We start from the raw sequence: 21,213 nt of genomic DNA, 5'->3' as shown, positions 1-21,213 counted from the left end.
TCGGTTCAGTTATAAACCTTATGAAAAGAAAGAAGAGAATAATAAACCCAGCCTTACCCACTACAAAGAAAAAGGTGAAAAAATCGTCGATTCCAACCCCCATGGAATACGTGCAGCTTTTTAATACCTGCGTTATTAAAAAGGAAAAAATTGCTGCTGTCGATAAGATCATTGATGAAAAGGTAACTGTGAACCGCGCCCGTTACGAAAGTATTTCAAACCTGGTGCGCCTTGGTACTAATGCGCCGTCGGCTGCCGGAAATAAAAATCTTTTCGCATCGGCATACACTCCTTTTTTTGATCGTTATAACACCACACCGCTGTCATTAAACCCAACGGCGGCCAATGCCAAACCCGAAAGTGTTTTGGATATTATGACCAAACCGCAAATGACAACCAGCCTTTTGGGAAGTAACTTTTTTGACACCGGGAGGTTTACCCCAAACGATCCGTTTTCGTTTATGAACCTTTTTGGCGGCGGCGGAGCTATCCCCTGGTATTTTATTGCCTGTGTGCATTACATGGAGTGCTCGTTCAGTTTCAAAAAACACCTGCACAACGGCGATCCGCTTACTGGTTATACAGTACAGGTGCCGGCCAACCGGCCAAAGGTAGGTCACGGCCCTCCCTTTACTTTTGAGGAGAGCGCTGTTGACGCCATTAAACTGATGAAGTATGATAAAGTAACCAATTGGAGCCTGCCGTTCATTTTGCAAAAGCTGGAGGGGTATAATGGTTTCGGTTATAACAAAAAGGGCATTCACACACCTTACCTCTGGAGTTTTTCGAACCAGTATGTTAAAGGCAAATATGTCAAAGACGGTGTTTTTGATGCCGAAGCTGTATCCCTGCAAATGGGCGCGGCAGTTATTCTTAAACGCATGGAAGACAGGGCATTGATCAGCATCCCCAGAAATTAACCAATGAACATGATCATTAAATATATGGTATTGTTACTGCTTGCTACCGGGTTAGCAGGTTCGGCCACTGGTTGCAGCAGTAACCCTAAGGCCCCGGTTTCTGATACTGTTAAAACCGTAGCTAAGTCGGCATCCCGAACCGTGCATAAGTCGGCCCTTACCGATGAGCAGTTGTTCAGGGCCTGCCTGAAGCAGTTTAAAACCGCCGCCCTGCAAAAAAACAAAAAGCAACTGGCTGCCATGTTTTACTTCCCGCTGCAAACAACGCCCCAATGGTCAAACGAAGATTTACGATCTGCTACCATCGACCCCGCCGGTGGGCTGGTGAGCGCCACTGAGTATCCGCAATACGAACCAGCCATATTAACTGCCGGTGCACTTCGCCTTATACCCAAAAGTACTGAAGACGATCTGTCGGAAATTGACGCTGCCACCGACGAAAATTATTATAAAGTTATAGCAAAAGTTACGGATAAAGGCAGCAGGCTATATGAGCTGCAGCAGCAATACACGCAAAAAAACGGCAAGGAAACATCGTACGGGTTTGTTTTTGGCAAGGTTAACGGACAATATAAAATTATAAGTTACTACAGCCCATGGCCTGTTAAAGGTTAGTGGATTTTATAGCCGAATTATGGAAAAGAAACTAAAAGTAGATATCAATATTGAAGGTACCCAGATCACCCATTTCTCTACCTTTAACCTTGACCAGCGTTTTAATGAGCACCATACTTTTCAGCTCAGGTTTAACCACGATATGGTTGAAGAGTACAACGCTGTTACGCTCGAAAACTCAAAGGATTTTATAGGTAAAAACATTACCGTGCAATTTGGCACTGCCGACAGCGGAGAAAATAAATTCAGCGGTATTGTTACCAGGGTAGAGCTTTCGCAAAGCCATGGGTTTCACGGCGATATCCTGGTAAGCGGTTTTAGTCCGACTATCCTGATTGACCGGGGCCCCGATCTCGGCTCGTATCTTAACAAAAGCCTGAGCAGCATTATTCAGTTAGCCACGCAGGATGCGCCGGCAAATGATCTGAACCTCAATATCAAACCAACCAATACTTCGCCTATTGATTATATTATTCAATATCGTGAAAGCGATTTTGAGTTTATCAACCGTCTTTCGGCCGAATATTATGAATGGTTTTATTACGATGGGGCTAAACTGAATTTCGGTAAGCCCGATAAGCTGGAGGAGGTAGCCCTTATTTATGGGCGCGATTTGCACAGCCTGCAGTATGCAATGCAGATTGCTCCTTTAAAACATAACAAATTTGCATACAACTCTAAACAGGATGAATTGCTTTCGTCCGGGCCGCAGGGAGCATCTGGCGCCACGCCCGATCTTTCGCATGCTATCAGTGCATCAAACAAAGTTTTCAGCAAAGTATACAATGAGCCTGTAAATGTTAGGGTGAACGATAAAAAGGAGATAGATGATTTTGTTAATAACCAGCAAAAAGCGCTGATCTCCGAGCTGGTTACTATTGTAGGTAATGGCGATAATCCTATGGTTGGCCTCGGCAAAATACTTAATGTAAGTATGAGCGTACGCGGTACCGGTGCGTTTGAGCTGCAGGATTTTGGTAAATTCCTGGTAACTGCCGTTTACCACCAGGTTGACGGTGTTGGCCATTATCAAAATACCTTTGAGGGCGTTACTGCCGATACCGAGCGTATTGCTGTTGAAGAGGCTGAAAAGCCAAACCCCGATATGCAGCTGGCCATCGTAACCGATAACGACGATCCGCAAAAACAGGGGCGCATTAAAGTGCAGTTTAAATGGCAGTGCACAGCAAACGATACTACGGAATGGCTAAGGGTAGTAAGCCCTAACGCGGGCCATGGCGACACCGGCAAAAACCGGGGCTTTTTGGTTGTGCCCGAAAAAGGCGACCAGGTGCTTGTTGGTTTTGAAGAGGGTAATATAGCCCGGCCGGTTATTATGGGCAGCGTTTATCACAGTAATAATGTCGACAGCGGCGGTTTCACCAACAGTAATATAAAAGGTATGACATCGCGAAGGGGAAGCAACCTTACGTTTGACGACGGTGCCCATGCCCTTACGCTGGCTACATCTGCAGCCAATATCATGAATGTGCAGGAACAGCAGGGAGCGGTGCAAACCACTGCGGCAAAGGTTATCAGCCATAAAACGGGCAATAACCTCATCGAAGTAAAAAACGACGATGGGTCAATAACCCTGATGTCTGACCAAACCATCACTTTAAAAAGCGGTAAAAGCTCCATTACCCTGCATACCGATGGTACTATAAGCATTGCGGGCAAAACTTTTAACCTCAGTGCGCAGGATAATAACATAACGGGTACTAATAATCACATACAAGGTTCGCAAACCAAAATAGATGGTGGTAAAACATTCATTGCATAAATAAACCCAACACATCATGGCCTGGACAAATTTTAATTCGCCCGCAAAAAGCGTAATCACTATCAGGGAACCCTTTATTGAAAAATACACGCTCACTATAATTACCGATATCATGGCGGGCAACCTGCCTGTTAAATCAAAAACCGAAATGCGGTGGCAGGTTAAGGTTGAGAACGTAAATGATGTTTTTGCCGATATGGAGATCATTACGTTGGATAACCAGCTGCTTGAAAGCAATAACCCCATGGTAAAGGATATTGCCGGCATGAGCCAGGCGTTTGCAAAAATGTATAATGAGCTCAGGGTACGTATAGATACCGGGGGTAGGGTATTGCAAATATTAAATATAGATCAGATCCGCAAAAAGTGGGGGCATATTAAGGCTGAGATCGAAGTGCTACAGGAGGCAAATGAGTCAATAAAACACATCATCAGTTTAAATGATGAGCTGTTTGTAACGCCCGATAAAATGAAAACAGCCGTTGAGGGCAACGAGTTTTTTATGATGTTTTTCCATCATTTTTTTGGCCTTCAGCTTCCGGCTACCACATCAACATATGTTAAACGGAGCTTATTGAATACTGCCGATTTGAAATGGCGCTATAGTATTAAAGCAGAGGCAGGCAATAGTAATGATGTAAATGTGCATATCGGGGGTTTGATGGACACCAATACCGGCAGCGGCTGGGTTAAAGAAGCATACAAACATTTCAGTCATCTCGATCTGGCAAACCTGAAACCCGTTTTTGAAGAGAACGGTACTTATCGGGTAGATAAAAATTCGGGCATGCTGATCAGTGCCGTACTGGTTAAAACTGAGATCGTACATCCGCAATTGCTGAAAGCTAAAATAAGCTATCATATCATTGCCGATTCGGCCTTAGCGCCAGATTCAAGGCAGCAGGCATCACAGGAAACATCCCGTCAGCCGGTGGCTTCGGCAGCGGGCCACACAAGTGGGTTCAGTTTTTTAATGGATGATAATAAGGATAAAGACTTATGGGGAATAAAATAATAACGGAAAAAGATTTTTTCCAATGTTCGGGAGGCATGATGCCTTCGCCCTTCCAGTCAACCCAATTGATTGTTAAGAAAAAAACAGGTGATAAGTACATTACCTTAAATGATACCAGCACCGTAAGCTGGGTTGACTTCGGCTGCAAAAAACTGATGCTTTTATATGCCGTAATAGCCGCCATAGCAGTGGTAGCGGTTGCGCTGATTGTAGGTACCGGCGGCCTGGCTTTGGTTGCGGTAGGCGCGGCTGCAGGAGCTATTGGTGCGGTTATGGGCGCTATTGATGGCTCGGCGATATGCGGGCAAAAGGTGTCGCCCGTGCGCAAATGGCTGGGGAGTAATGCTAATTTTCAAATCCTCGGCATAAACACCATTACCGGCGATCATAAAATGCAGTGTAATGCATTTAATATGCTCGGCATGTCATCGGAGTTTATAACATTTAACCCGGATATCAAAAACTGGTCGCAGGCTATAGCTATGGGATCGGCAAGTTTTGCCGCCAATGTATTGCAGGGGGCCATGACCGGTATGATGATTGGCGGCGCCGCGGTAGCTATCCCTGCCATGGCCACCGGTGGAACGGCTGCATTAGCCGAAGGCGGAGGTATGGGGCTTGCCCGTTATCTTGGTGGTAACGTTGCCAAAAACTACCTTGCATCGTGGTTTACAGCCGAGGGTTTAGGTTTAAGGGGAATAATGGGTGTGCAATCGGGCCTGGATGCCTACGGGCAAACCGGATCGGTTTCAAGTGACGATGTCGGGCACGGCATTACCGGTATGGAAACGGGTACAGTAGCGTCAGCTAAAAATGTCGCCACCGGGCAGGGAAACATATTAGATGTTTTGGGCTTAGCTTTATGGTTTACACCTGCCGGCGAACTTATAAAAGGACGAGAAGCTAAAACCGAAAAAGCTCCTAATGAAAACCGGGGCGGAAACGGTGAAAAGGAAAAAAACGGATCAAAAGAAGAAGAAACTGCAAGGCCGGCAAATCACGAAGAGGTTAATGAACCACAACAACCCACAGGCCCCGAGGAAGCTTACCAGGCAGATGGCGGCGGCCCGAGGTATGGCGAACGGCGCATAACTGATGAACGGTATAAGAAGCTAAGGCGCCAAACCCCGTCGCAGGAGATAAGGGATATGGTAAATGAAGAGGTACAGCTGCCTATGCCTGATTTTGCCTTGCCAGGGCTTGAAATTACCAAGTCTTTACATGCCGATCACATTGTGTCTATGGATAATATTACCTCGATGGAAGGTTTTGATAAACTTACCGACCCGCAACAGCTTGCTGTTTTAAATAATAAGGATAATTTTATCGGGCTTAGTGAAACGGCCAATACTTCAAAAGGTAGTAAATCATATGAAGAGTGGACCAGGTATAAAAAAGGTGATATAGATGTCGACCCTGATTTTAGAAATGAAATGATGCAGCGTGAACAGGAAACCGCTCCTAAGCTGCAAAAGCAGATAGATGACTTTGTAAGTGAAAATGAGCGTAATAGTGCCGGAGGCGGACAATAAGCTTAATAAAAATTAATGAACATGAATGCTGAAACAGTAAAATATTTGGAACGTTTTCCGCCGGTAGCACAAATTGTTGAGTTTGCCGCACTTGAACAGGATGTGGTGGCTACTTTACCACAATATTGGATAGACATTTTTAGCGTCCCCGAATTTGAGGCCCGTAAGGCTATATTATTAAATGAATGGGCCAGGTATCCGTACCAGCTGGAGTCGACCACTAAATTTCTGAAAGATAATTTGTTTGATCTCGATCTCATTAGCAGGGACGGCGAGATATCGATGCTGTATTCCATTAAAAACCTTGCAGGCAAACCCGTGTACTACAATGGCCTAAATCCTAAAAGCCGGGTGCTTACGCCAAAATTACAAGCGGTATGGGATTTACTGCCCGAGGCGGTTACAACATTATATGAAAACCTGCATAACGGCTGGTTTCATTATTCATCGCACGCTACGGGGTATTCAAGCACTCAGGATATGATTTTCCTGGCCGACTTGGAATGGGGCATCCTTGATGAAATTGATGAGGAAGCGTTACCGTTTAAGCTGGAAGATTGTGTGTCATTATTCCAGAACGGCGGTGGCGGTTACGTGTGCTTCAATCTGAAGGAGAAAGACAAAAAGAAAGGTTTCATTTGGTGGAAAGGGGAAGCGCCTGAACTGGATGAAGAGTTATGCCCCTTAATTGATGAGTGGACAGTGATAGGCCTTGAGGCATAATGAAAAGGTGGTGAATGCTTTGCCTTTGAACCGGTTTTGGCCGCAGGCAGTTAAAAGGTTTCAACACCTGGCAATCGTGAAATTAGGTTTTAGATAGATTAATGGGATTTTTAACTAAAATATTCGGCGACAGTCAGGCAGAGGCAGCAGTTCCCGGTACTAAACAGAGGGCCGGGTTTAAAGATGCTGCTTTCTTTAAAAAAATGTTTGATAAGAAGCAGTCGATAATAAAAATGTACCGGGAACAAAATGTTACCCTGAAACAGCAGGGAAAGTTTCGCCCGGTAAACAGCTGGATGCTTGCTATGGAACATCTTGACCTGGTTTATTTAAACTATTCTGTCGGGAATGATATCAGCCTGTGTTATAAAGAATATATAACAGCTGCCGGGTATTATGGCGAAGGCTGGGATGCCGATGCGTTTTATGCTGATATGATTGATATGGTGGCCTTAGGCAGTTTGCTCAATGTGCCTGATGACGTATACGGGCCGGTTATTAGTTACATCCGGCAGTCGGATAGTGGTTCCAGTTACCCCACCTGGGCACCAGATCCCCTATTATGTTATATCATCAACACCAAAAAGCCCGGGAGCAGCCCGCAGCCGGATACCCTTATTACCGAAGCTTACAGGGATATTTATGATCTGACAAAAATACCTAAAGCCGATGCGGAGCGCGAAATGAAACTTTACCTCGACAAATGGTACCGCCTGCACAAAGACGATTCCTGGTATGAAAATCACAAAAAAGAGAGCTCATATAAGGGCTACTGGAGCTGGGAGGCCGGCGCGGTAAGCAAGATTTTGGGACTTGATGATAGCGGTTATGCCAATCATCCAAATTATCCTTATGATATGGTGCACTGGTCGGCTTAGTATTTCGCGTCATCAAATAAAATCATCATAAACCGGAGTTGGTTGTAGTTTAACTGAAGAAATCCGGTCCCACTTTTAAGCTGCTCAAATTTACGCAAACGTTTCTGGGAACGTTTGCGCTGTTTTAGTTGGGCAAATCCTTTTTTTTATTGCCGTCAGCCTTTAATCTTGTTTAGGATTTAATGGTCCTTCACCAATTATAAGGCGATAAATAGCTGTTTTAAAATAAAAACATGTCGGTAATAAAAACAAGGATAGGGATAGCGGTTTTGCTTTTGGCGGGTTGCGTCACATCGCAGGCACAGGGTCAACAGTATTCCTGGCAGCATTTGCCACAGGTAAATAAGCCTGTATTTAAAAAGGATACCATCAACATTTTAAAATATGGCGCCAAAGCCGATGGCATTACGTTAAATACAACCAGTATCAATAAAGCAATAAGCGCTTGCAGCGCCAAAGGCGGCGGGGTAGTACTTATTCCGCAGGGCTTGTGGCTAACCGGGCCGCTGGTGATGAAGAGTAATGTAAACCTGCATGTAAGCAGGGCGGCGCTGCTCCAGTTTACCGATGATAAAACTCAATATAAACTGGTTGAAGGTAATTATGAAGGCCATGCCGCTGTGCGCAATGAATCGCCTATATCGGGCACCAACCTTACCAATATCGCCATTACCGGCGAGGGGATCATTGATGGGCACGGTGAAGTTTGGCGGGCCATCAGCAAAGACAGGCTTACCGAAGCCGAATGGAAAAAACTGGTAGCATCGGGGGGCGAAGTAAGCGAAAATGGGAGGTCATGGTATCCTTCTGAAAGCTATGTTAAGGGACTCAAAGCCCCCGGGGCAGGCGTGATTGGCAATGGAAAAACTATAAAGGATAACGAACCTTTTAAAGATTTTTTCAGGCCTAATATGCTGGTGCTTACCAATTGTAAAAAAGTATTGCTGCAGGGTGTTACGCTTCAAAATTCGCCGGCATGGGATATCCACACTTTACTATGCGAAGACCTTACCGTACAGAACGCAAGGGTCAGGAATCCCTGGAACGCCCAAAACGGTGACGGTATCGATGTAGAATCGTGCCGGAATGTGTTGATTGAAGGCAGCACTTTTGATGCCGGCGATGACGGCATCTGTATCAAATCGGGCCGGGACGAAGAAGGCCGTAAGCGTGGAAAGCCAACCGAAAATGTAATAGTGCGGAATAACGTGGTTTATCGTGCCCATGGCGGTTTTGTGATAGGCAGTGAAATGTCTGGCGGGGCGCGTAATATTTTTGTATCAAACTGTACATTCATTGGTACGGATATCGGCCTGCGTTTTAAAACTACGCGCGGCAGGGGCGGTGTAGTTGAAAATATCTTCATCAAAAATATCAGCATGAAAGAGATCCTCCATGAAGCTATCCTTTTTGATATGTACTACGGAGGCAAATCGCCCGGCGAAGCGGATGATGTAAATGACCAGGCTGTTGTGCCGGTAACTGAGGCTACACCGTCGTTCCGTAAGTTTTATGTTGATAACGTAGTATGTAACGGTGCTGAAAAGGCGCTCATGATCCGGGGGCTTCCCGAGATGGGGATTAAAGACATTCATATCGAAAACAGCACTTTCAAAACTGTTAAAGGCGCGGATGTAATAGAGGCACAGAACATCTCCCTGAAAAATATCCACCTCGAAAGCAAAGACACCAACCCGCTCATCAATATTCAAAATAGCAGCAACCTTACGTTTGATCATATTACCTATGGCAATACAGAGCAGTTGTTGAAGATCAGCGGGAAGAAATCGCAGCAAATAAAATTGCTGAATACGGATGCCGCTAAGGCCAGGAAAAAAGTTGAGTATGCTTCAGGAGCAACCGAAAATGCATTAACCGGTTTAAAATAATGAAGAGAGCGGCGTTATTGATATGGATTGTTTTTGCCCCTGCAGTATTGCTGGCACAGGCTGTCGTTTATCCAAAGCGCTTTACTGTTGCACAGGATGGCAGCGGCGATTTCAAAACCATCCAACAGGCTGTAAATGCCGTTCGTGACCTGTCGCAGCAAAGGGTTAGCATTTACATAAAAGCCGGTGTATACCAGGAAAAACTGGTGATCCCCTCATGGAAATGTAATATCGAATTGATAGGCGATGGTCAAAATAACACCATCATCACCAACAGCGATTTCTCGGGCAAGGCAAACCCGCAAGGGAAAGATGCCTTCGGAAAAACTGAATTTACCACTTACACTTCCTACACTGTTTTGGTACAGGGCAATGATTTTATCGCCAGGAATTTAACCATAACAAATGCTGCAGGGCCGGTAGGGCAGGCGGTAGCTTTACATGTTGAGGGCGACAGGTGTGCCGTGATCAATTGCCGGCTGCTTGGCAACCAGGATACGCTTTATGCAGGGACGGAAAACAGCCGCCAGTTTTATAAAGACTGTTATATGGAAGGTACAACCGATTTTATTTTCGGCGAGGCCACCGTGGTTTTCCAAAACTGTATGATCAAAAGCCTCCGAAACTCTTTTATAACGGCTCCTGCAACTACACCGCAGCAACAATTTGGTTTTGTGTTTTTGAACTGCCGGCTTGAAGCTGCTGATACTTCTGTTAAAAAAGTTTACCTGGGCAGGCCGTGGCGGCCATATGCCCAATCGGTTTTTATCAATACAACAATGGGGGGCCACATCTGCGCCCAGGGCTGGGATAACTGGCGTAACCCTGACAATGAAAAGACCGCCTTTTTTGCCGAATACAAATGCATCGGTACCGATATCAGCAAACGTGTGCCATGGTCGCACCAATTAACTGAGGCCGAAATAAAAAAATATACTTTGAATAACATTCTTGCCGGGAATGATAACTGGGATGTAACGTTAATAAAATGAGCTGTATAATGAAGAAGATATTATTGTTAGGTACTTTCCTGTTCGCGGGCCTGGGGCTCAGGGCACAAACGCTGCCATGGTCACAGCGGATGGCTAACACTGCTATGCATATCTGGGCAGATTCGTTACCGGGCGCCAACTGGTCGTACGATCAGGGGGTAGTTTTGCAGGGGCTGCAAAGCGTTTGGCAGCAATCGGCCAAAGCCGAATATTTTACTTATATCCAAAAAGCGATGGACAGGTATGTGGGCACGGATGGAGTTATCCGAACCTATAAAGCCAATGATTATACGCTGGATAATATCCTACCGGGCCGGAGCCTGTTACTGCTGCATCAGGTATTAAATACCCCAAAATACCATAAAGCAGCAGCTCTGCTTCGTAAGCAGATAAGTGAGCAACCCAAAACGCCTGAAGGAGGTTTTTGGCATAAAAAGCGATATCCCAACCAGATGTGGCTTGATGGTTTGTACATGGCCGAACCCTTTTATGCCCAATACGCTTCAGTTTACCACGAAGATGCTGACTTTGACCAGATAGCAGATCAGTTTATTTTAATGGAGCAACATTCGCGGGATAATAAAACGGGCTTATTGTACCATGCCTGGGATCAAAGCAAAAAAGAACGCTGGGCTAACCCTCAAACGGGTTTGTCGGCCAGTTTATGGGCCCGTGCCGATGGCTGGTATGCCATGGGGCTGGTTGATGTGTTACCCTATTTCCCGGCCAATCATCCTAAACGTGCAGCGTTGATCGCTATTTTGAACCGCCTTGCTATGGCTATACAGGGTAGTCAGGACCCGGGTTCTGGCTTGTGGTACCAGGTGCTTGATAAGGGCAGCAAAAAGGGTAATTATTTGGAAGCATCAGCATCGTGCATGTTTGTTTATGCGTTTGCTAAAGGCGTAAGGGAAGGGTATCTTCCTCAAAAATATTTGCCGGTAGCTCAAAAGGCCTATGAAGGTATTATCAAAAATTTCATCGAAACAGATGCTAACGGGCAGGTAAATTTGAAAGGTACCGCAGGTGCCGTAGGTGTTGGCGGCGAGCCTTACCGCGACGGTAGCTATGAATACTACATCGGCGTAAAAACCGTCACCAACGAAACTAAAGGCGTTGGCGCATTTATGCTGGCCAGTGTGGAGATGGAACGCCTGGCTAACCTGAACGCGGGCAAAGGAAAAACGGTACTTTTGGATAGCTATTTTAATAACGAACACCACGCAGATGTTAGCGGCAAAAGCATCCCCTTCCATTATAAATGGGATGAACTGGATAACAATGGTTTTTCGTTTTTTGGGCAGATCTTCAACAATTACGGTTTGCACACCAAAACATTAAACGAAGCACCTGATGATATAAATCTGAAAAAAGCGGCCGCTTATATTATTGTTGATCCCGATATCCCAAAGGAAAACCCGGATGCTAAATATATCGAAGAACCACATATTAAAAACATCAGTAATTGGGTAAAAAATGGCGGTGTATTGGTTGTTTTAAACAACGATACCGGCAATGCCGAGTTTACACACCTGAACAAACTGATGGCCAAATTTGGCATCAGCTTTAACTTAAATAGCGTTAACCGGGTAGTTGGGCGCAACTTTGAACAGGGCGCTATCAACATACCATCAGATAATTCTATCTTTAAAACAGCGCGTAAGGTTTACATCAAGGAGTTGAGCACCCTGCAGCTGACTAAACCTGCTGTACCGCAGTTAACTAACGGTAAGGATATCATTGTTGCCACTGCTAAATACGGTAAGGGTACTGTGTTTGCAGTTGGCGACCCCTGGTTTTATAACGAATATACAGATGGCCGGAAACTGCCCCCCGATTATGATAATTTAAAAGCAGCCAACGATTTAGTCAACTGGCTGGTTAAACAAATTCCTCAAACAAAAAAATAGTAACCTATTACAATTAATAAGCACATGATATTATCACGATATAACCTGAACAAAACAACGGTACCGGCAAATGAGTTGCCTCCTGCTAACGTGTTCGATCTGCCCGAAAAGGTGCTGCAATTCGGAACGGGCGTATTGTTACGTGGTTTGCCCGATTACTTTATCGATAAAGCTAACCGCGCCGGGACCTTCAACGGAAGGGTTGCGGTTGTTAAATCGACCGACAAAGGCTCGACAACGGATTTTGATATGCAGGATGGTTTGTACACCATCTATTCAAAAGGCATTGAAAACGGCGAAGAAGTTAATGAGCAGGTGATCTGTTCGGCAATTAGCAGGGTGCTTTCAGCTTCAAGCGAGTGGGAAGAGATCCTGGAGATAGCGCGGAGCAAGGATTTACAGGTAGTGATTTCCAACACAACCGAAGTCGGGATCCAATTGGTGAAAGAGGATGTACGTAAACATCCGCCGGTATCATTTCCCGGCAAATTACTGGCTATTTTATATGAGCGTTACAGGGCTTTTAACGGAAGGCCTGATACCGGCCTGGTGATCATCCCAACCGAACTGATCATCGATAACGGCAAAAAGCTGGAGTCTATTGTATTAGAGCTTGCTCACCTGAATAAACTGGAACCCGCCTTTATGGACTGGCTGGAGAGCAGTAATAGTTTCTGCAATTCACTGGTAGACAGGATTGTCCCCGGCAGGCCGGATCAGCAGTTAAATGACGCCATGGAAACCGAGCGCGGTTATACCGATAACCTCAGCATCATGTCCGAAACCTACAGTCTTTGGGCTATCCAGGGCGATGAAAAAATAGCTGAAGTTTTATCTTTTGCGCAGGCTGATAAGGGTGTTGTGATCACTCCTGACATTGAGCTGTTCAGGGAGTTGAAACTGAGGCTGCTTAACGGTACGCATACCTTAAGTTGCGCCGTAGCCTATCTTTCCGGCTTTAAAACGGTTAAGGAAGCAATGGACGATGCGCATTTTACCAAATTCATCACCCAACTGATGTTTACGGAGATCATGCCATCTATCCCATACCAGATTGATGAAGATGTAGCCCGGGATTTTGGCAATAAAGTACTTGATAGGTTTCGCAATCCAAATATCAGGCACGAGTGGCTGAGTATTTCGGTGCAGTATGCCACTAAAATTAAAATGAGGGTTATTCCGTTATTATTGAACTATTATAAACAAAACAATAAGGCACCGCAATTGATGGCCCTGGGTTTTGCAGCTTTTATCCGCTTTATGCAGATCACCGAAACCGCTGACGGCAAATATACCGGAGTGGCGTATTCGGATAATTATACGGTAACGGATGACCAGGCACCGGCTTTAAGCAAAGCATGGAACGGGGCTGATGCTGAAATTGCGATAGCGGGTATCCTTAAAAATAAAAGCCTTTGGGATGTAGATTTGACAACGTTGCCAGGCTTTACTGAAGCAGTGACAGCGCAGTTTAAGCTTATTAACGAACAGGGAAAACTGGAAATAAGCGCTATTTAAATAGGAGGACAGATGAAACAGAATATATTAAAAGTACACCCGGCCGATAATGTGCTTGTAGCACTTACCGATCTGCAGGCTAATGAGCAGGTTACTTACAAAGGCGAAACTTATACAGTAAAAGAGCTGATTCCGGCAAAGCATAAATTTGCTATTGTCGAAATTCCGGAAGGTGGCGAAATCATCATGTATGGCGTACTGGTGGGCAAAGCCCAGAGCCTGATCCCGGTAGGAGGGTTGCTTAGTACCGCCAATGTAAAACATGCGGCAAATAGCTTTTTAACGGGCCAAAGCCATACTGATTGGCACAGGCCTGATATCAGCAAGTGGGAGGGTAAAACATTTAACGGCTATCACCGCGGAGATGGCAGTGTGGGCACCGCAAATTACTGGCTGGTTGTACCGATGGTATTTTGCGAAAACCGCAATATTGAAGTATTACAGGAGGCATTGGTAAAGCCTTTGGGTTACGGCCGCAAAAAAACATACGAGATCAAAGCCCAGGAGCTTATCGGTAAAATAAAAGCAGGCGCGGAGATAGATGAGGTTTTATATACCGAAATAGGCAGCGATACCACTCAAAGTGCCGGCAATAAAGTTTTTCCTAATGTTGATGGGATTAAGTTTTTAACGCATACAGGTGGTTGCGGTGGTACCCGCCAGGATTCAACGGCGCTTTGTGGTTTGCTGGCCGGTTATATTACCCATCCTAACGTTGCAGGGGCAACAGTATTAAGCCTTGGCTGTCAGAATGCCGAAGTGAAGACCTTGCAGGAGGAGATCAGTAAACGTTCACCGGAATTTAATAAACCGTTATACATTTTAGATCAGCAGAAAACAGGTAAAGAAGCCGATTTGTTGGAACAGGCTATCAGGCAAACACTTGCAGGCTTGATGCAGGCTAACCAGTTTGCCCGTAAACCAGCCCCTTTAAGTAAGTTGACTATTGGGTTGGAGTGTGGCGGTTCGGATGGATTTTCGGGCATTTCAGCAAACCCCGCCATAGGTTACACCTCCGATCTGCTGGTGGCTATGGGTGGTTCGGTTATTTTAGCCGAGTTTCCTGAGCTTTGCGGCGTTGAGCAAAACCTGATTGACCGCTGCTTAGATAAATCTAAAGCAGATCGCTTTGCCGATTTGGTGCGTACTTATAGCCAAAGGGCAGAAGAAGCTGGTTCTGGTTTTTACATGAACCCCTCGCCGGGCAATATTAAAGATGGTTTGATCACCGATGCTATTAAATCTGCGGGAGCTGCCAAAAAAGGCGGTACATCACCTGTGGCCGATGTGTTGGATTATCCCGAAAAGGTAACACAACCTGGACTTAACCTGCTTTGTACGCCGGGTAACGATGTGGAATCAACCACGGCCGAAGTTGGCTCGGGAGCGAATATAGTATTGTTTACCACCGGCTTAGGTACGCCTACGGGTAACCCGATAGCCCCGGTTGTGAAAATTGCTACTAACACCGCATTATTTAACCGCATGAGCGATATTATCGATATCAATACCGGTACTATTGTGGAGGGCGATGAAACCATTGAACAGGCAGGTGAACGCATCCTGGATTATGTGATAAAAGTAGCCAGCGGCGAAATTGAAGTTCACGCTGTGCGCCACGGTCAGGATGATTTTATCCCATGGAAAAGAGGGGTTTCGCTTTAATTGCACGTTTCCCGTTTTCGTGTCCTCACGAACGCCCGTAGACAGGTATTGAAGGATATATGGAATGAAAAGAGATACAAAGGAAAAATAGCTATAATAAAAAGCACCAGGTTTCCGTGAGGACACGGAAACGGGAGAAAAATATCCTTAGTCTAAAGTCGTAAGCTCTAAGTATAAAAAACCTGACTTTTGGCTTAGTACTTTTAACTTAATACTAACTAATGAAAATACTAACGTGCATCACACCCGGCCAACTGGAATACGGCATTGCCGAAACTCCGCAACTGAAACCGGGTAATGCGCTGCTTAAAATAAAACGAATAGGTATTTGCGGTACCGATCTGCATGCCTTTGAAGGTACGCAACCTTTTTTTAGCTATCCGAGGATTTTAGGCCATGAACTTGCAGCCGAACTGGTTGAAGCCGGCGATGCCGAAGGTTTTGAAAAGGGTGAATCCGTTACTTTTATCCCATATTTCAATTGCGGCCATTGTATTGCCTGTCGCTCAGGCAAACCAAATTGTTGTGTCAATATCCAGGTTTGCGGTGTACATACCGATGGCGGAATGGCCGAATACCTGCAGGTGCCATCGCATTTATTGGTACATGGCGAAGGACTAAGCTTTGACGAACTGGCATTAGTTGAGCCCCTGGCTATTGGCGCCCATGGGGTAAGGCGTGCCGATGTTAAACCGGGCGAATTTGTGCTGGTTATTGGCGCAGGTCCTATTGGCTTAGGCATCATGGAATTTGCCCGCATTGCCGGCGCAAAGGTTATAGCCGCCGACGTAAACGAACAACGTCTTAACTTTTGCCGTGAAAATTTGAAGGTTGATTATACCATCAACGTAAAAAATGAAGATGTGACTGAGCGCCTAAGGGAAATCACGAATGGCTATATGCCTACCGTAGTGATTGATGCTACAGGCAATCAGAAAGCCATAAACGGCGCGTTCCTGTACCTGGCGCATGGCGGCAGGTATGTGCTGGTGGGTTTACAGCGTGATGAAATTATTGTAAGCCACCCAGAGTTTCATAAACGCGAAACTACCCTCATGAGCAGTCGCAATGCTACCCGCGAGGATTTTGAGCACGTGAGCCGCTCGATGAAAAACGGCCTGGTAAATCCGCAAACTTATATTACCCACCGGGTACAATTTGATGAGGTGAAAGATCAGTTTGAAAGTTGGCTTAACCCGGCAAATGGTGTGATAAAAGCTATTGTGGAGGTATAGGTCATGATAAAAAGGGCATTTTTTACAGGTTTGTTTTTGGGTATGGTATGCAATGTTTTTGCGCAGCAAAAGCACTTATTGGGGTTCGATAAGCTAAAGACTTATGTTGAGAGCTTTAATAAGGTCGATACCGAAACGGTTAAGAATTACGTAACCAATGATCATGCTTACGAATGGCTCGCCAAAAATGTACCCTTATTTGATTGCCCGGACTCGGCTATTCAAAAGATCTATTATTACCGCTGGTGGACATTCAGGAAACACCTGAAACAAACGCCCGATGGTTTCATTTTTACCGAATTTATAACCCCGGTTAGCTTCACCGGTGTTTACAACAGTTCGAGTAGTGCACTCGGTCACCAGGTTTATGAGGGGCGTTGGCTGCATGATCCGCAATATATTAACCAGTACATCAATTTTTGGCTTTATGTGGATCCCAAACAAAAAAAGCCCCACTTGCATGCATTCAGCAGCTGGATAGACGACGCGGTTTACAATTACTATCTTGTAAACCTGGATAAAAAATTTGTTGAACAGGCATTGCCTTTGCTCAACACGGATTATCATGTATGGGAAACGGAAAAGCAGCTACCTTCCAAATTGTTCTGGCAGTTCGATGTGCGCGATGCGATGGAAGAGAGTATCAGCGGAGGGCGCAAGATCAAAAACATCCGGCCTACCATTAACAGCTATATGTACGGCAATGCTGTTGCATTATCAAAAATGGCAGCCTTAACCGGTAATGATTCGCTGAAAACAAAATACACGCAGAAAGTTATCGGCTTGAAAAAACTGGTGCAGGATAGTTTATGGAACGATAGCGCATCTTTTTTTGAAGTGCGCAAACCCGATGGCCATTTTGCCAATGCCCGCGAGGAATTGGGTTTTATCCCCTGGTATTTTAACCTGCCCGATGATAAACCGGCTTACGCCAGGCAATGGGACCAGCTAACGGATCCTAAGGGCTTCAACGCGCCCTGGGGCATTACCACCGCTGAGCGCAGACATCCATTGTTCCGCACCCATGGTACCGGGCATGGCTGCGAGTGGGATGGGGCGGTATGGCCTTTTGCGACTACGCAAACATTAAAGGGATTGGCTAACCTGCTTACCGGTTATCAAAATAAGGGCACAATGACCTCCGGTATTTTTTATGATGAACTGCATAAATATGCCCTTTCACACATCAAACGCGGACTGCCTTATTTAGGCGAATACCAGGACGAAAAAACCGGTTACTGGCTTAAAGGCGATAACCCAAGAAGCAGTTACTATAACCACTCCGGTTTTTGCGATCTGATCATCAGCGATCTCGTTGGCCTGAAACCTCGCGAAGATAATATCCTGGAGATCTTCCCGCTTATCCCCAAAAATCAATGGAAATGGTTTGCGCTGGATAATGTGCTTTATCATGGGCATACCATAAGTGTTGTATGGGATAAAACCGGCAGCAAATATCACATGGGTAAAGGCTTTATCATTTATGCCGATGGTAAGGTGATCTCCCGAAGTGCTCAGCTAAAACACATACTGGTGAAGCTTCCCAGCTAATCCTGACTCATTTTCTCTCTTTTATTGGATTGTTGCCTTTAATGATGATAATATCGTATAGTAGATAGAGAAAATATCAGATGAAATTACAGCGTCGTACTGATATTTTTGAATACTATACAACCAATTAAGTTCAAAACCAAAGGCATGGTTTCAGAAGCTAATTCGCTTCCGATATAGAAAACCGGCTTTGGGTACGCCTGTCTAAACAAGAATGAAAATGAAGATGTTTAACCGTTGCCTGTTGCTGTTGCTTATATTAATCTCTTGTTTTCATTCAAACTTAAAGGCACAGGGAAAGTCAAAAAAAGTCACCATCGTTACCCTGCCAAATCACCATGCAAGAATAAGCTATGGTGTACAAACACTAACCCGTGCTTTACAACGCGCGGGTTATTCGGTTGTTGAACAAACTTATAAAAACACCTATCCGGCTGGGAATACGATAGTTATAGGGCTGCTTACCGATGCTCCGGTTAAAAAGCTGTTTGGCCCCGCGACTCCAACTAATCCGCCGGGAAAAGAGGGTTATATCTTAAGCGACCGGGATCTTAAAAACAAGTTGTTAATAGCCGGCGCCGATAATTCAGGCGCGCTTTACGGCTGTCTCGAACTGGCAGATCGGATAGCGCTAAGTAAAAAACTCCCTGCAAACATTAACCTGCATGATCAGCCCGAAATGGTTTTGCGGGGTGCCTGTGTTGGCGTACAGAAGCCGGCATTGCTTCCCGGCAGGGGCACTTACGAATATCCTTATACACCTCAAAACTTCCCCTGGTTTTATGATAAAGCTTTATGGATCCGTTACCTGGATTCATTGGCGAATAACCGCATGAATTCATTGTATTTGTGGAATGGACATCCGTTTGCATCCCTCGTGAAAGTAAAAGAATATCCTTACGCCGTGGAAGTTGACGATGCTACCTTTAAAAAAAATGAAGAGATCTACAGCTTTTTGGCCGATGAAGCAGACAAGCGCGGGATCTGGCTCATCCAGGGTTTTTATAATATCATTGTATCCAAACCCTTCGCCGAAAAAAATAACCTGAAAACACAGGACAGGAACCGGCATATTGTACCCATCATTGCCGATTATACCCGCAAATCCATAGCTGCATTTGTGCAAAAATACCCGCATGTTGGTTTACTGGTTACCCTCGGCGAAGCCATGGAAGGCGTTGGTCAGGATGATATCGACTGGTTTACACAAACTATTATCCCGGGGGTAAAGGATGGCTTGAAGGCTTTGGGGCGAAAGGATGAACCGCCCATAGTACTTCGGGCGCATGACAGCGACGCCCCGGCGGTAATGAAATACGCAAAGCCCTTGTATTCCAATTTGTATACTATGGCTAAATATAACGGTGAAGCACTTACCACGTATGAACCGCATGGCCCCTGGGCCGATCTGCACCGCAGATTAAGTAATATTGGAACTGTGCAGATAGAAAACGTGCACATTCTTGCTAACCTGGAACCTTTCCGCTATGGCTCTCCCGATTTTATACAAAAATGTGTGCAGGCTATGCACTCCGTTTATGGTGCAAACGCCCTGCACTTATATCCGCAGGCATCCTATTGGGACTGGCCATATACAGCCGATAATACCGGGGGCAAACGCCTGTTGCAGTTAGACAGGGACTGGATCTGGTACAAGACATGGGCACGGTATGCCTGGGATAGCAAGCGGGACAGGGCCGGCGAAATAAGCTACTGGGCAAAGCAACTGGCCGATAAATATGGATGTGATCAAACTCAGGGCGGGTCAATCTTAAAGGCTTACGAACAATCAGGCAATATCTCGCCCGAGCTATTGCGCCGTTTTGGGATCACCGATGGTAACCGCCAAACCATGACTTTAGGGATGCTGATGAGCCAGCTGGTTAATCCCGAAAAATACGGTTTGTTTTCGCTGTTGTACAATTCAGAAGGCCCGGTTGGTGAAATGATGAGCGAATACGCCGAAAGAGAGTGGAAGCACCAGCCGCACACCGGAGAAACGCCGGTTAAGGTCATCGACAGTGTAATAGTGCAGGGGAAAAAGGCGGTTGAGGCTATTGATGAAGCATCCGCGAAAATTAGTAAGGATAAAGCTGAGTTTGACCGCTTAAAAAATGATATGTATTGCTATAACGCAATGGCCAATAACTATGCTTACAAAGCAAAAGCAGCTTTATGGGTGTTACGTTATAAATATTCGGATAATGTTGCCGATCTGGAAAAAGCTTTACCTGAGCTGCAAACCAGCTTGGATTATTATAAGCAACTGGTGAAACTAACTGAAAATACCTACCTGTATGCCAACAGCATGCAGACCAAGCAGCGCAAAATTCCCGTTGGTGGTAATGATGCTAAAATGAAAACCTGGGCCGAGCTTTTGCCGGTTTATCAAAAAGAACTGGACAATTTTAAACGGAATATCGATTCGCTGAAATCGCCTCAAACGCAACAAAAGCAAAAAGAGGTTGTGGTTCTGAAAGACGCGCCCGTGAAAATTGAAAATAGTGGCGGTAGTAGTTATCAGGTCAAGGCCGGTGAAGTGGTATTTTCTGATACAGCAGCAGCTGTCAAAAATATCGCAAAAGAATTGACAGGTTTAAAAGGTGTGAAATTATCTAAAGCAGATCAGCAAAAGAACGGCACAACCATCAGCTTTAAAAATGATAAGCCGGTTAAAGTACTGGTTGGCTTTTTCAACAGTAAGTTGCCTCAATACCTGCCCGAGCCGCAACTGGAAACAGATGCCAGCGCGAACGATTACGGTCAGGCAGATATCAAGATTGCCAATGCTATTCAAATTGATGGCTTGCCTCCTGTACATATCCACACATATACCTTTAAAGCCGGTTCAAATACCCTTACCTTAGGTAAAGGTGCTGTATTGGTTTTAGGCATTGTTGATGCGGATGCCAATGTGCCGGTGTATGATGCAGGCCTAAGCAACGAAGGGAATATCAAGGATTTACGCTGGCTTTTTAACTGAAATT

The 21,213-nt window shown here is 45.3% G+C and carries 15 protein-coding genes; all 15 read left to right on the top strand.

Annotation, left to right across the window (positions count from 1 at the left end):
• Positions 1–20: 20 nt before the first annotated feature.
• A complete protein-coding gene (locus tag SNE26_RS15750) occupies positions 21–920 on the top strand; it encodes a hypothetical protein (protein ID WP_321554896.1) in 900 nt (299 codons plus the stop codon).
• A gap of 9 nt (positions 921–929) precedes the next feature.
• On the top strand, positions 930–1,535 hold the full coding sequence (locus SNE26_RS15745) for a hypothetical protein (RefSeq protein ID WP_321554895.1): 606 nt from the start codon (positions 930–932) through the stop codon (positions 1,533–1,535).
• Between the two features lie 19 nt (positions 1,536–1,554).
• Positions 1,555–3,318 carry a phage baseplate assembly protein V gene (locus SNE26_RS15740; RefSeq protein WP_321554894.1) on the top strand — a complete coding sequence of 588 codons (1,764 nt, stop codon included), beginning with the start codon at positions 1,555–1,557 and terminating at the stop codon, positions 3,316–3,318.
• A 16-nt stretch (positions 3,319–3,334) separates the two neighbouring features.
• On the top strand, positions 3,335–4,333 hold the full coding sequence (locus tag SNE26_RS15735; RefSeq protein WP_321554893.1) for a hypothetical protein: 999 nt from the start codon (positions 3,335–3,337) through the stop codon (positions 4,331–4,333).
• Entirely contained in the window at positions 4,318–5,865 is a 1,548-nt protein-coding gene (locus SNE26_RS15730; protein ID WP_321554892.1) for a hypothetical protein, read from the top strand. The genes SNE26_RS15735 and SNE26_RS15730 overlap by 16 nt, the downstream gene beginning before the upstream one ends.
• A 21-nt stretch (positions 5,866–5,886) precedes the next feature.
• Entirely contained in the window at positions 5,887–6,588 is a 702-nt protein-coding gene (locus SNE26_RS15725; RefSeq protein ID WP_321554891.1) for a hypothetical protein, read from the top strand.
• 101 nt (positions 6,589–6,689) lie between these two features.
• Entirely contained in the window at positions 6,690–7,466 is a 777-nt protein-coding gene (locus SNE26_RS15720; protein WP_321554890.1) for a PoNe immunity protein domain-containing protein, read from the top strand.
• A 233-nt stretch (positions 7,467–7,699) separates the two neighbouring features.
• A complete protein-coding gene (locus tag SNE26_RS15715; protein ID WP_321554889.1) occupies positions 7,700–9,355 on the top strand; it encodes a glycoside hydrolase family 28 protein in 1,656 nt (551 codons plus the stop codon).
• Complete coding sequence (locus SNE26_RS15710; RefSeq protein ID WP_321554888.1) at positions 9,355–10,347, top strand: pectinesterase family protein; 993 nt, start codon at positions 9,355–9,357, stop codon at positions 10,345–10,347. Before SNE26_RS15715 ends, SNE26_RS15710 begins: the two co-directional genes overlap by 1 nt.
• A gap of 8 nt (positions 10,348–10,355) precedes the next feature.
• Entirely contained in the window at positions 10,356–12,257 is a 1,902-nt protein-coding gene (locus SNE26_RS15705; protein ID WP_321554887.1) for a glycoside hydrolase family 88 protein, read from the top strand.
• Between the two features lie 24 nt (positions 12,258–12,281).
• On the top strand, positions 12,282–13,775 hold the full coding sequence (locus SNE26_RS15700; RefSeq protein WP_321554886.1) for a tagaturonate reductase: 1,494 nt from the start codon (positions 12,282–12,284) through the stop codon (positions 13,773–13,775).
• A gap of 12 nt (positions 13,776–13,787) precedes the next feature.
• Entirely contained in the window at positions 13,788–15,440 is a 1,653-nt protein-coding gene (locus SNE26_RS15695) for an altronate dehydratase family protein (RefSeq protein ID WP_321554885.1), read from the top strand.
• A gap of 221 nt (positions 15,441–15,661) precedes the next feature.
• Positions 15,662–16,675 (top strand): zinc-binding alcohol dehydrogenase family protein, encoded by a 1,014-nt coding sequence (locus SNE26_RS15690; RefSeq protein WP_321554884.1) that lies wholly within the window; start codon positions 15,662–15,664, stop codon positions 16,673–16,675.
• Between the two features lie 3 nt (positions 16,676–16,678).
• Positions 16,679–18,226 (top strand): glycosyl hydrolase family 65 protein, encoded by a 1,548-nt coding sequence (locus SNE26_RS15685; protein WP_321554883.1) that lies wholly within the window; start codon positions 16,679–16,681, stop codon positions 18,224–18,226.
• 220 nt (positions 18,227–18,446) lie between these two features.
• A complete protein-coding gene (locus tag SNE26_RS15680) occupies positions 18,447–21,209 on the top strand; it encodes a hypothetical protein (RefSeq protein WP_321554882.1) in 2,763 nt (920 codons plus the stop codon).
• Positions 21,210–21,213 lie beyond the last annotated feature (4 nt).

The sequence above is a fragment of the Mucilaginibacter sp. cycad4 genome (genome assembly GCF_034263275.1).
Lineage (GTDB): Bacteria > Bacteroidota > Bacteroidia > Sphingobacteriales > Sphingobacteriaceae > Mucilaginibacter.
Note: the sequence above shows the minus strand (reverse complement) of the source record. Positions and strands in the feature narration are given on the sequence as shown.